The organism is Bacillus sp. L381 (assembly GCF_030284525.1).
In the GTDB taxonomy this organism is placed as follows: domain Bacteria; phylum Bacillota; class Bacilli; order Bacillales; family Bacillaceae; genus Bacillus; species Bacillus amyloliquefaciens.
Map to the genome: position 1 here is coordinate 377026 of NZ_CP127224.1, position 14645 is coordinate 391670.

At 51.8% G+C, this 14645-nt stretch carries 2 protein-coding genes; both read left to right on the forward strand.

Features of this window, described 5'->3' with window-relative positions; genetic code table 11:
- Positions 1 to 10761 carry a surfactin non-ribosomal peptide synthetase SrfAB gene (gene srfAB, locus QRX25_RS01830; protein WP_212100269.1) on the forward strand — a complete coding sequence of 3587 codons (10761 nt, stop codon included), beginning with the start codon at positions 1 to 3 and terminating at the stop codon, positions 10759 to 10761.
- A gap of 34 nt (positions 10762 to 10795) precedes the next feature.
- On the forward strand, positions 10796 to 14635 hold the full coding sequence (locus QRX25_RS01835) for a non-ribosomal peptide synthetase (RefSeq protein WP_212100271.1): 3840 nt from the start codon (positions 10796 to 10798) through the stop codon (positions 14633 to 14635).
- Positions 14636 to 14645: the final 10 nt, after the last annotated feature.

Here is a 14645-nt window from a genome sequence, read left to right on the forward strand (position 1 = left end):
ATGAGCAAAAAATCGATTCAAAAGGTGTATGCACTCACACCGATGCAGGAGGGAATGCTGTATCATGCGCTGCTTGATCCGCATTCTTCCTCCTACTTCACACAATTAGAGCTTAGGATTCACGGATGCTTTCAGCTTGAGCTTTTTGAAAAAAGCGTCAATGAGCTGATCCGGACATATGACATCCTGCGTACGGTATTCGTGCACCAGCAGCTTCAAAAACCCCGCCAAGTCGTATTGGCGGAGCGGAAGACGAAGGTGCACTATGAAGATATCAGTCAATTAGATGAAGAACGGCAAACCGAATATATAGAGCGCTATAAACGCGATGTGCAGCAGCAGGGCTTTCATCTGGCGAAGGATATTCTCTTTAAAGCGGCGGTATTCAGACTCAGTGAGAAGGAGCTGTATCTCGTCTGGAGCAATCATCATATCGTCATGGACGGCTGGAGTATGGGCGTTTTGATGAAAAGCCTGTTTCAAAACTATGAAGCGCTTCGTGCCGGCCGGCCCGCCGGGGGAAGCCAGGGCAAGCCTTACTCTGACTATATCAAATGGCTCGGAGGACGGGATTATGATGAAGCGGAACAATATTGGAGCAGCCGCTTGGCGGATTTCGAACAGCCGAGCCTGCTCCCGGGCCGTCTGGCATCAGAAAAGAAAGACTACCAAAATGAAGAATATTCTTTTGTCTGGGATGAAGAGCTGGTCGCGCAAATTCAGCAGACCGCCAACCGGCATCAAGTCACGGGGCCTAACTTGTTTCAGGCTGTTTGGGGCGCGGTGCTCAGCAAATACAACTATACAGACGATGTAGTATTCGGCACGGTCGTATCAGGCCGTCCTTCAGAAATCAACGGCATTGAAACAATGGCCGGGCTGTTCATCAATACGATTCCCGTCAGAATCAAGATTGACAAAGAAGCATCCTTTTCTGACGTGATGACGGCAGTTCAGAAAAACGCCGTGGAAGCTGAGCGCTATGATTATGTGCCGCTCTATGACATTCAAAAGCGTTCCGCTCTGGACGGCAGCCTCTTGAATCATTTGGTCGCGTTTGAAAATTATCCGCTGGACAAAGAGCTCGAAAACGGGGGCATGGAGGAAAGACTCGGCTTTTCCATAAAAGTTGAACATGCTTTTGAGCAGACGAGCTTTGATTTCAATCTCATCGTTTATCCGGGAAAAACGTGGACTGTCAAAATCAAATACAACGGGGCGGCTTTCGCTCATGATGCCATCGAACGAACGGCGCATCACCTGACGCGCATGATGAAAGCGGCGGTCGGAACGCCTGATGCCCCCGTGCGGGATCTCGGCCTTGTTTCAGGCGAGGAAGAACGGCAGATTGTTGAAATATTCAATGATACAAAAACGGCGCTTCCAAAAGAGGAGGCCGTTCACCATTTGTTTGAAGCACAGGCAAACCGGACGCCTGCAAGCATCGCGATAAAAGAAGATGGACACGAATGGACTTACCGCGAAGTAAACGAAGCGGCCAACCGTCTGGCGAGACATCTTGTCGGGAACGGACTGGAAAAAGGCCGGACCGCAGCTATTATGAACGACCGGTCTGCGGAAACCGTTATCGGAATGCTTGCCGTCTTAAAAGCAGGAGGCGCATATGTGCCGATTGATCCGGCTTTTCCGGAGGACCGTCTCCGCTTCATGGCGGAAGACAGCTCGATTCAGCTCGTGCTGACGGTTCAGGCTTATCAAGAACAAGCGGGCACATTGCAAGTTCCGGTCATCATGCTGGACGAAAGCGCGGATGAAAAGGTAAGCGGAACAGACCTGAATCTCCCTTCAGGCGGAAACGATCTGGCGTATATCATGTATACATCCGGATCGACCGGCAAACCGAAAGGCGTCATGATTGAACACAGAAATATCATCAGGCTCGTCAAACATTCGAATTACGTGCCGGTTCATGAAGAAGACCGGATGGCGCAAACGGGAGCCGTCAGCTTTGATGCCGGAACCTTTGAAGTTTTCGGTGCATTGCTGAACGGAGCTGCGCTGCACCCGGTTAAAAAAGAGACGCTGCTTGACGCCGGACAATTCGCCCAATTTCTTAAAGAGCAGCGGATCACGACAATGTGGCTGACATCTCCGCTGTTTAACCAGCTTGCTCAAAAGGATGCGGGTATGTTTAACACGCTCCGGCACCTCATCATCGGTGGTGACGCGCTTGTACCGCATATCGTCAGCAAAGTAAGAAAGGCGTCACCGGAGCTCTCGCTTTGGAACGGCTACGGCCCGACGGAAAATACGACGTTTTCGACCAGTTTTCTCATTGATCAGGACTATGAAGGTTCTGTCCCGATCGGGAAGCCGATCGGAAATTCCACTGCATACATTATGGACGAAAACCGCAATCTTCAGCCGATCGGCGCACCCGGTGAGCTGTGCGTCGGCGGAAGCGGAGTGGCAAGAGGCTATGTGAATCTGCCTGAATTAACGGAGAAACAATTTGTCTGTGATCCGTTCAGACCGGATGAAATGATATACCGGACGGGCGACTTGGCGAAGTGGCTTCCGGACGGCACGATCGAGTTTCTCGGCAGAATTGACAATCAAGTAAAAGTCCGCGGTTTCAGAATCGAACTCGGCGAAATCGAGGCGAAAATCAGCCAGGCGGAGAATGTGACGGAATCTGCCGCTGTGATCCGGAAAAACAAAGCGGACGAAAATGAAATCTGCGCTTACTTTACAGCAGACCAAGCCCTTTCGCCGGAAGACCTGCGCAAAACGCTTTCGGAATCACTTCCTGAATACATGATTCCCGCGCACTTCATCCAGATGAATCAGTTTCCGCTGACGGCGAACGGAAAAATTGATAAAAAGGCGCTGCCTGAGCCGCAGACTGACGCCGTACAAAAAGAATACGAAGCGCCGAAAACGGAAGCGGAGCAGAAACTCGCGGACATTTGGGAAGGCATTCTCGGTGTAAAAGCGGGTGTGACTGACAATTTCTTCACGATTGGCGGACATTCTTTAAAAGCCATGATGATGACCGCTAAAATCCAGGAGCATTTTCAAAAAGAAGTGCCGATCAAAGTGTTATTTGAAAAGCCGACAATCCAGGAGCTTGCGCATTATTTGCAGCATGAGAGCGAGGAGGAGCAGCAGTTTGAACCGATCCGACAAGCGCCTTATCAGAAGCATTATCCTGTTTCCTCAGCACAACGCAGGATGTATATCCTCAATCAGCTTGGGCAGGCCAGCACGAGCTACAACGTCCCTGCTGTACTTTTGCTGGAGGGATCGGTAGACAAAAACCGTCTTGAGGAGGCCATGCAGGCATTAATCAACCGGCATGAGACACTGCGTACATCGTTTGACATGGCGGATGGAGAAGTCGTGCAGACCATTCATAAAAATGTGTCATTTGAGCTGGAAACCGCAGAGGGACGGGAAGAAGATGCGGAAGAGCTGACAAAAGCCTTTATCAGACCGTTTGCGCTCAACCGTGCGCCGCTCGTCCGTTCGAAGCTGATCCGGCTTGAAGAAGACCGCTATCTTCTGCTGATTGACATGCACCACATTATTACGGACGGCAGCTCAATGGGCATTTTCATCGGTGATCTGGCGAAGCTTTATCAAGGCACGGAGCTTGCGCCGCCAAAGATTCATTATAAAGATTTTTCAGTCTGGCAGCGTGAAAAAGCAAATCTGGATCAGCACGAAGCTTACTGGCTCGATACGTTCAAAGGCGATCTGCCGGTGCTGGACCTGCCGCTTGATTTCCCGCGTCCTGCCGAGCGCAGTTTTGAAGGGGAACGCGTCATTTTCGGACTTGATAAGCAGGTGACGGCGCAGATTAAAACATTGCTGGCTGATACGGATACGACGATGTACATGTTCTTGTTAGCCGCTTTTCAAGTGCTGCTCTCTAAATATTCAGGGCAGGAAGATATCATAGTCGGATCTCCGGCAGCCGGAAGACAGCATCCTGATCTCCAAGAGGTGCCGGGCATGTTTGTCAACACGGTTGCGCTTCGGTCGCATCCTGCCGGCAAAAAAACGTTCAAGCAATTTCTGGACGAGGTGAAAACGGCGAGTCTTCAAGCTTTTGAGCATCAAAGCTATCCGCTTGAAGAATTAATTGAAAAACTGCCGTTAACGAGGGACACAAGCCGGAGTCCTCTGTTCAGCGTGTTATTTAATATGCAGAACATGGAGATCCCGTCTCTGCGGCTCGGTGATTTGCAGATTTCTTCATATTCCATGCATCATCATGTCGCTAAATTTGATCTTTCTTTAGAAGCGGCTGAACGCGGAGAAGAGGTCGGATTGAGCTTTGATTATGCGAAAGCCTTATTTGCGGACGAAACAATCCGCCGCTGGAGCAGTCATTTTGTCAATCTGATTAAAGCCTGCGCCGAAAATCCGGATATTCAGCTGGCTGATGCAAGCCTGCTGTCTGCTTCTGAGCGGGAAGCGCTCCTTTCTGATGAAAAACGTACGGAAGCGGACCTGCCTGAAGGCACTTTTGTTTCGCTGTTTGAACGGCAAGCGCAAAAAACGCCTGATCTCACGGCGGTTGCGGGAGGAACAAGTCTGACATATCGGGAGCTTGATGAACAGTCGAACCGGTTTGCGCGCCGCCTTCAGGCCTGCGGAGCGGGCAGCGAGGACATCGTTGCCATTATGATGGATCGTTCGGCTGACTTAATTACCGCGATTCTCGGTGTCATGAAAGCCGGGGCTGCGTTTCTCCCGATTGATCCGGAGACGCCTGAAGAGAGAATCCGCTACTCTCTGGAAGACAGCGGGACGAAGCTTCTCGTCGTCAATGAGAGAAATATGACCGCGGCTGCCGTTTATAACGGAAAAACGGTCGTAATGGAAGACGGAGAATGGCGGAATGAAAGCGCCGATCGGCTCGAAACGGAGCCCGGCGCCGGTCAGCTTGCTTATATCATTTATACCTCGGGAACAACGGGCAAACCGAAAGGCGTCCAGCTGGAGCATCGCAATCTGGTCAATTATGTCACATGGTTCAGCCGTGAAGCCGGTCTGACTGAGGCTGACAAATCCGTGCTGCTGTCTTCTTACGCATTTGATCTCGGATACACGGCCCTGTTCCCGATTCTTCAGGCGGGAGGCGAGCTGCACATTGTGCCGAAAGAGACGTACACCGCACCTGATCAGCTTGGTGAGTATATAGAGAAAAACGGCATTACGTATATGAAGCTGACGCCGTCATTGTTCCATATGATCGTCAATACAGCCCGTTTTGCTGAAGAACGCCGTTTCAGCCCGCTTCGTTTAGTGGTGCTCGGCGGTGAAAAAATCATTACGTCCGATGTCCGCAAGTTTCATGACGTATACGCCCACACGGATTTCATCAATCACTACGGGCCGACGGAAACGACGATCGGTGCCATTGCCGGGCGGATCAATATGGAGCGGCTTGATCAATATGAGCAGCGCCCCGTCATCGGCCGCCCGATCGCAAATACCGGTGCGCTTGTGCTGGACGGATCAATGCAGCTTGTTCCTTCGGGCGCAAGCGGTGAGCTTTATATCACCGGAAAGGGGCTTGCCAGAGGATATCTCCACCGTCCGCAGCTGACGGCGGAGAAGTTTCTCCCCAATCCTTTTTCACCGGGCAGCCTGATGTACAAAACGGGAGATGTCGTCCGCAGGCTTTCTGACGGGACGATTGAATTTATCGGCCGTGCGGATGACCAGGTGAAAATCCGGGGCTACCGCATTGAATTAAAAGAGGTTGAAACCGTACTGTTAAGCGTAAACGGCATTCAGGAAGCGGTCGTTCTCGCGGTCAGCGAAGGCGGGCTGCCGGAACTGTGCGCGTACTATAAGTCCGACAGCGGCCTGAAAGGCTCCGAGCTTCGCAAACGGCTTTCCGAAACGCTCCCGTCTCATATGCTTCCGGCCTATTTCGTGCAGGTTGACCGTATTCCGCTCACAGCCAACGGAAAAACGGATAAAAACGCCCTTCCGAAACCGGGCGCAAGCCAAACGGCGCAAGCGGCTTCAGCCTTGCCGGAAACGGAGCTGGAAGAGAAGCTGTGCCGCATTTGGCAAAAGACACTCGGTGCGGATTCTCTCGGCATCGACGATAATTTCTTCGATTACGGCGGACACTCTTTAAAAGGCATGATGCTTCTCGCCAATATCCAGGCTGAACTGGACAAAACGGTTCCGTTAAAAGCGCTGTTCGAACAGCCGACTATCCGCCAGCTTGCCGCATATATCGAAAAATCGGCGGTATCTGAGGGATATCGAATGATCCGGCCGGCCGGCGGCGCTGACACGTACCCGTTATCATCCGCCCAAAAACGAATGTACGTCCTGAATCAGCTTGACCGGGACACAATCAGCTACAATATGCCGTCCGTTCTTCTGATGGAAGGAGAAGTCAATATTTCAAGGCTTCAGGAAGCGCTCAATCAGATGATCAATCGCCACGAATCTTTGCGGACGTCTTTTATCGATCAAAAAGGCCGGCCGATGCAGAGGATCGCAGAACAGGCAGACATCGAGCTGCACATCCTTGAAGCAGCTGATGAAGAGAAAGCCGATCTTATCATTCGGGCCTTCATAAAGCCTTTTGATCTGAGTGCAGCTCCGCTCATTCGAGCCGCTCTTGTCAGATTGAATGAAAAGAAACACCTGCTGCTTTTGGATATGCATCATATTATTGCCGACGGCGTGTCCAGAAGCATGCTGGTCAAAGAGCTCGCCCATCTTTACAAAGGCGGAAGTCTTCCGGCACCGAACCTGCATTATAAAGATTTCGCCGTCTGGCAGAATGAACCCGAGCAGGCCGAACGGATGAAAGAGCATGAGCGTTATTGGCTCTCTGCGTTTTCCGGCGAGCTTCCTGAACTGAATCTGCCGACCGATTTTCCTCGTCCTGCGGTTCAAAGCTTTAAAGGACAATCCGTCCGCTTCAGAGCGGGGATTGAAACAGAAAAAGCGGTGCGTGAATTAATGGATGCATCGGGAGCGACTCTTCACATGGTGCTTCACGCCGCGTTCCATGTCTTTTTGAGCAAAATCACGGGGCAGCGCGATATCATTATCGGCTCGGTGACCGCCGGAAGAACGAGCGCCGAAGTTCAGCAAATGCCGGGAATGTTTGTCAATACGCTTGCGCTTCGCAATGAAACGCGCAAAGAGCAGACCTTCGCCGAACTGCTCGAACGGGTGAAACAAACCAACCTCGACGCGCTGGCGCATCAGGAATATCCGTTTGAAGATCTGATCGGAAAGCTTGACCTGCCGAGAGATATGAGCCGAAACCCGCTGTTCCAGGTTATGGTGACGACAGAAGATCCGGATAAAGAAACGCTGGAACTGGAGAACCTGCGGATCACCCCATATGAGTCGAACCAAGGCACGGCGAAATTCGATCTGACGCTTGGCGGCTTTACGGATCAAGAAGGCCTCGGTCTTCAGTTTGAATATGCGGCTGATCTGTTTAAACAAGAAACAATTGAAAAGTGGAGCGCCGGCTTCCTGCGAATTCTGAAGCAAGCGGCAGAAAGCCCTGACAGAAAGCTGCCTGAGATTTCACTGATCAGCGATGCTGAACAACAAGCCCTCCTTAACGCATGGAAAGGAAAAACACTTTCCGTGCCGCGGGACAAAACGGTTCACCGTCTCTTTGAAGAAACAGCTGCCCGCCACACAGACCGTCCGGCCGTGGCGTACAACGGCGTGAAATGTACGTACGGCGAGCTGAACGCAAGGGCGAACCGCATCGCGCGCATCCTCATGGACTGCGGTGCCCAGGCTGACGAACGGATCGGTATTTTGACGAAACCGTCCTTGGAAATGGCCGCGGGCGTACTCGGCGTCCTGAAAGCGGGCGCGGCATTTGTGCCGATTGACCCGGACTACCCGGAAGAACGTATCAGCTATATTCTGCGGGACAGCGGCGCCAAGCTGCTTCTCACGCAGGAAGCGCTCGATGTGCCGGACGGCTACACCGGAGAAACGATTCTGCTTGACGGCAGCCGCTCGATTCTGAGCCTGCCGCTTGATGAAAATGATGAAGCGAACCCGCAGACGGAAACAACGGCGGATCACCTCGCGTATATGATTTACACGTCGGGAACGACCGGACAGCCGAAGGGTGTCATGGTCGAACACCATGCGCTGGTGAACCTGTGCTTCTGGCACCACGACGCATTCGCCATGACGGCGGACGATAAGAGCGCCAAATATGCGGGCTTCGGTTTTGACGCCTCCATCTGGGAGATGTTCCCGACGTGGACCATCGGCGCGGAGCTTCACGTCATTGACGAAGCGATCCGGCTGGATATCACCCGCTTAAATCACTATTTCGAAGAGCACGGCGTGACGATCACCTTCCTCCCGACGCAGCTGGCCGAACAGTTTATGGAGCTGGACAACAGCTCTCTCCGCATGCTTCTCGTCGGAGGCGACAAGCTGAAGCGGGCGGTGAAACAGCCGTACACGATCGTCAACAACTACGGCCCGACGGAAAACACCGTCGTCGCAACAAGCGGCGTGATCAATCCGGAGGAAGATTCGCTTTCAATCGGACGGGCGATTGCCAATACGAGAGCTTATATTCTCGGCGACAGCGATCAGGTGCAGCCGGAAGGCATTGCCGGTGAATTGTGCGTGGCAGGCCGCGGGCTTGCGCGCGGATACCTGAACCGTGAAGAAGAAACGGCGAAGCGGTTTACCGCCGATCCGTTTGTGCCCGGCGAGCGCATGTACCGGACCGGCGACCTCGTCAAATGGAACGCGCAGTGCGGCATCGAATACATCGGCCGCATCGACCAGCAGGTCAAAGTGCGCGGCTACCGGATCGAGCTTTCAGAAATTGAAGTCCGCCTCGCCCAGCTTGCGGGTGTTCATGACGCAGCGGTGACAGCGGTGGAAGACAAAGCGGGCAATACCGCGCTTTGCGCCTATGTCGCGCCTCAGCAGGCGGACACCGAAGCGCTCAAAGCGGCGTTGAAAGATATCCTTCCTGACTACATGGTGCCGGCGTTCTGGGTGGAGATGGACGAGCTTCCGGTCACCGCAAACGGAAAGATTGACAAAAAAGCCCTGCCAAATCCGGACATTGAAGCGGGAAGCGCCGCATACAAAGCGCCGGAAACGGAAATGGAGACGCTGCTTTCTGACATTTGGCAGGAAGTGCTCGGACTTGATCAGATCGGCGTAAGCGATAATTTCTTCACGCTCGGCGGCGACTCGATCAAAGGCATTCAAATGGCGAGCCGCCTGAACCAGCACGGCTACAAGCTGGAGATGAAGGATCTCTTCCAGCATCCGACCATCGAAGAGCTCGTCTCTTATGTGGAGCGGACGGAAGGCAAGCAGGCCGATCAGGGCCCTGTCGAAGGCGAAGCGGACTTAACGCCGATCCAGCGCTGGTTCTTTGAGAAAAACTTTACGGACAAACACCACTGGAACCAGTCCGTCATGCTTCATGCGAAAGACGGCTTTGATCCGGTACTGGTGGAAAAAACGCTGCAAGCATTGATCGAACATCACGATGCACTCCGCATGGTCTACCGTGAAGAAAGGGAAGGCGTCATTCAGACATACCTGCCTGTCAGTGAATGCAAGACAAGCTTTGAAATCGTTGACCTGTTTGGAACTGACGAGGATATGCTGAAAAGCCAGATCCAGCGGCTTGCCGATCATCTTCAGGGCAGTCTTGATCTGCAGAACGGCCCGCTGCTAAAAGCGGAGCAATACCGGACAGAACAAGGCGATCATCTTTTAATCGCGATTCACCATCTCGTCGTGGACGGAGTGTCGTGGAGAATACTGCTTGAGGATTTTGCTTCAGGTTATAAACAGGCACAGCAGCAAAAAAGCATCGTCTTCCCGCAGAAAACCCACTCCTTCAAAGATTGGGCGGAGGCGCTGAACACGTTTGCGCAGTCAGAAGAGCTGAAGAAGCAGGCGGATTATTGGGCGCAGGCAGATGCGGAACAGCTGCCGCGGCTGCCGAAAGACCGTGATACGAAAAAACGGCTCGTCAAACATACGGCGGCCGTGAAATGTGAACTGACTGAGGAAGAAACGGCACAGCTGCTCACGGATGTTCATCATCCGTACGGAACGGAAATCAACGACATTCTGCTCAGCGCACTCGGCTTAACGATCGGTGAATGGACGGAAAACGGTAAAGTCGGCATCAACTTAGAAGGACACGGCCGGGAAGAAATCATACCGAATGTCAACATTTCACGTACGGTCGGCTGGTTTACGGCTCAATATCCTCTGATTCTGCAGGTCAGCAAGGAGGAAGGCGTCTCCTCTGTCATTAAAACGGTAAAAGAGACGGTGAGGCGCGTTCCTGATAAAGGTGTCGGCTACGGAATTCTTCGATATCTGTCACCAGATGAAACAGAAAAAAGTTTCACGCCGGAAATCAGTTTTAACTACTTAGGGCAGTTTGATAATGAGGTGAAAACCGAATGGTTTGAGCCGTCTCCATATGATATGGGGCGTCAGGTCAGCGAAGAGTCAGAAGCGTTATACGCATTGAGCTTCAGCGGTATGATTACCGGCGGCCGCTTCGTCATTTCCTGCTCATACAATCAGGAGGAATATGAAAGAAGCACCGTTGAATCACAGATAGAACGGTTTAAAGACAATCTCTTAATGATCATCCGCCATTGCACGGCCAAAGAGGAGAAAGAATTTACGCCGAGCGATTTCAGCGCGAAGGATCTTGAGATGGATGAAATGGGAGACATCTTTGACATGCTTGAGGAGAATTTAACGTGATAAAAACAGATAACAGAAGGGGGGAGCGGAGCAGATGAGCCAATTCAGCAAGGATCAAGTTCAGGATATGTATTATTTGTCGCCGATGCAGGAGGGAATGCTGTTTCATACTCTCCTGAATCCCGGCCAAAGCTTTTACATCGAACAAATGACAATGAAAGTAAAAGGTGATTTTTCCGTCAGGATGCTGGAAGAAAGCATGAACGTCATTGTGGACCGGTACGATATTTTTCGTACCGTGTTCATCCATGAAAAAGTCAAACGCCCGGTGCAGGTCGTCCTGAAAAAAAGAACTTTTCACATTGACGAAATCGATCTGACACATCTTTCTGAAAGCGAACAGATGACCGCCATCAATGAGTATAAAGAGAAAGATAAGGTGAAAGGATTCCAGCTGACCCGTGACATTCCGATGCGTGCAGCCGTCTTCAAAAAAGCGGATAAGCGCTATGAATGGGTATGGAGCTATCATCATATTCTGCTTGACGGCTGGTGCTTCGGCGTGGTCGTTCAAGACTTATTTCAAGTTTATAATGCTTTAAGAGAAAACAAGCCTTACAGTTTAAAACCGGTCAAGCCTTATAAAGAGTATATTAAATGGCTAGAAAAACAGGACAAGCAGGCATCGCTCAGCTACTGGGGCGGCTATTTGGCGGATTTCGAGGGTCAGACGACGTTCGCCGAGCAAAGAAACAAACAGAAAGCCGCTTATCAGCCGAAGGAACTGCTTTTCTCCCTGCCCGAAGCGGAAACAAAAGCGTTCACGGAGCTCGCCAAATCACAGCATACGACTCTCAGTACGGCGCTTCAAGCCGTCTGGAGCCTGATACTGGGCCGCTATCAGCGCTCGGATGATGTCATGTTCGGTACAGTCGTGTCCGGACGTCCCGCGGATATTAAAGGCGTTGAACATATGGTCGGACTGTTTATCAACGTTGTGCCGAAGCGGGTCCGCCTCACTGACGGCATGAATTTCAAAGATTTGCTCAGACATCTTCAGGAGCAGTCGCTGGAGTCAGAGCCGCATCAATATGTCCCGCTTTATGACATACAAAGCCAGACTTCCCAGCAGAAACTGATTGATCATATCATCGTCTTTGAAAACTATCCGCTTCAAGACGCTGACAGCAAAGAAGCACGGCAGAACGGGTTTGAAATGGAAGATGTCCATGTCTTTGAAAAATCAAACTACGATCTGAATGTCATGGCGTCGCCGGGTGAACAAATGCTGATCAAGCTGGCTTACAACGAAAGTGTTTTTGACGAAGCGTTTATCAGCAGGCTGAAATCGCAATTGCTGACAGCCGTCAGCTATATCGTACAGCATCCGGAAGCGCCCCTTCATACGGTGAATATCATAGATGAGGCCGAAGAGAAACGCCTTGTCACAGACCTTAATCCGTCCCGTCTGTCTGTCGAGGCCAAAAAGCTGACGGATTGGTTCCGTCAGGCGGCTGAAGCAAATCCTGACGCGCCGGCAGTAACAGCCGGAGATACAACGCTGACTTACCGGGAACTTCATGAAGAATCAAACCGGCTTGCGCACCGTTTACAAAAACAAGGAATCGGAAAAGGATCAGTAGCCGCTTTGTTTGTAAAGCGTTCTTGTGAGATGGCCGCAGGAATTCTCGGCATTTTAAAAGCGGGCGCGGCATACCTGCCGATCGATCCGGAGTACCCGGAAGACCGGATCGCCTACATGCTTGAAGCCAGCAAAGCCGGATGCATCGTGACGCATCAAGCGCTGTATGCGGAAGCTGAGAAGCTGCCGTATGCGGGAAGCCTGATGTGCATTGACGGAGAAGACGGGCTTGATGCCCCTTCTGATGAACCGGAAGCATCCGGCGGCGCCGATATGCCGGCATATATCATGTACACGTCAGGAACAACGGGCAAACCGAAGGGCAATGTGACCACACATGCCAATATTCAAAGAATCGCCAAACACACAAACTATATCAGCATATCCGAAACGGATACGGTGCTCTCTCTTTCCAACTATGCCTTTGACGGTTTCACCTTCGATTTTTACGGTTCGCTTTTAAACGGAGCAAGGCTCGTCATTGCGGATAAGGACACCATTTTGAATACTGAAAAGCTGACTGAGCTGATCGTCTCAGAAGGCATCACCGTCATGTTTGTCACAACCGCGCTGTTTAATGTGCTGACAGACGCGGGCGGCGAGTGGATGAAAGGGCTCCGGCATATCCTATTCGGCGGAGAACGCGCTTCCGCGGCGCATGTCAGAAAAGCGCTCCGCATCATGGGGCCGGGCAGACTCATTCACGTGTACGGGCCGACTGAAGTGACCGTGTTCGCAACGGCTCATACCATTCATGACATTCCTGAATCCATGTCGGCTGTCCCGATCGGCAGGCCGCTGAATGAAACGGGTGCTTACATTCTCACGGAAACAGGGCGGCTGCAGCCATTCGGAGCGGTCGGTGAATTGACGCTGACCGGAATGGGTGTGTCAAACGGCTATCTCAACCGGGAAGATTTGACGAAGCAAAAATTCATCCCGAATCCATTCAAGTCCGGTGAGCGCCTATACCGCACAGGCGACTTGGCGCGCTGGCTCCCGGACGGCACGATTGAATTTGCCGGCCGTATTGACGATCAAGTCAAAATCCGCGGACATCGTATTGAACTTGAAGAAATTGAAAAGCAGATCCAAGCGTATCAAGGTGTCAAAGAAGCTGTTGCAGCTGTCAGCCGCAATGAATCGGGAGACGCTTACATTGATGCATACCTCGTATGCAGCGCTGAAATTGACACGAACGGGCTTGAAGTCTTTTTAAGCAGACAGCTTCCGGCATACATGGTGCCGCAATCATTCACGATCCTTGAGAAACTCCCGCTCACGCCAAACGGCAAGGTGAACAAACGTCTGCTGCCGAAAGCAGAGCCGAAGCAGCGGACAGGCAAAGACCAGACGCCGCCGCGCAACGAAACGGAAGAACGCATCGCCCGCATTTGGGCCGAGGTGCTCGGAACAGAATCAATCGGGATTCATGATGACTTCTTCGCGCTCGGAGGCCATTCTTTAAAAGCGATGACGGCGGCGTCACGCATTAAAAAAGATCTCGGTACGGACATCCCGGTGAAGCTGTTATTCGAAGCGCCGACAATCGCGCGCATTGCCGATTTTCTGCTTCACGGTGAAGAAAAAGGAATGAAAGATCTCACAATCATGAATAAAAATCAGTCTGACACACTGTTTGCGTTCCCGCCGGTTCTCGGTTACGGGCTGATGTACCAGCCGCTCGCAAAACAGCTGTCCGGCTGCAGAATCTGTGCGTTCGATTTTATCGAGGAAGACAACCGTATCGACCGCTACGCTGAGCTGATCAATCAGCTTCAGCCGGAAGGGCCCATCAAGCTGTTCGGATACTCGGCAGGCTGCACGCTCGCCTTTGAAACCGCCAAAAGGCTTGAAGCCGAAGGCCGTGAAGTGGAGCGGCTGATCATGGTGGATTCCTATAAAAAACAAGGCGTCAGCGACTTGGAAGGCCGCACCGTAGAAAGTGATGTCCAGGCGCTGATGAAGGTGAACCGGGACAATGAAGCGCTGAATAACGAAGCCGTCAAAGAAGGGCTCGCCAAAAAAACAAACGCATTTTATTCTTATTTTGTGCACACCGTCAGCACCGGCACGGTCAACGCGGATATAGATCTTTTAACATCAGAACCGGACTTTGCGATGCCGCCGTGGCTCGCTTCGTGGGAGGAAGCCACGACAGGTGAATACCGTGTGAAAAAAGGCTGCGGCACTCACGCAGAAATGCTTCAGGGAGAATGTCTTGAAAGGAATGCGGCACATTTGCTCGAATTCCTAAGGAATGAACATCTGAAGCTGACAACTTCACGATAGAAAAGGAGGA

Bases quoted from the DNA above. Each gene is read 5' to 3' on its own strand.
- QRX25_RS01835 (WP_212100271.1), top strand. From the start codon at position 10,796: ATGAGCCAATTCAGCAAGGATCAAGTTCAGGATATGTATTATTTGTCG.
- srfAB (WP_212100269.1), top strand. From the start codon at position 1: ATGAGCAAAAAATCGATTCAAAAGGTGTATGCACTCACACCGATGCAG.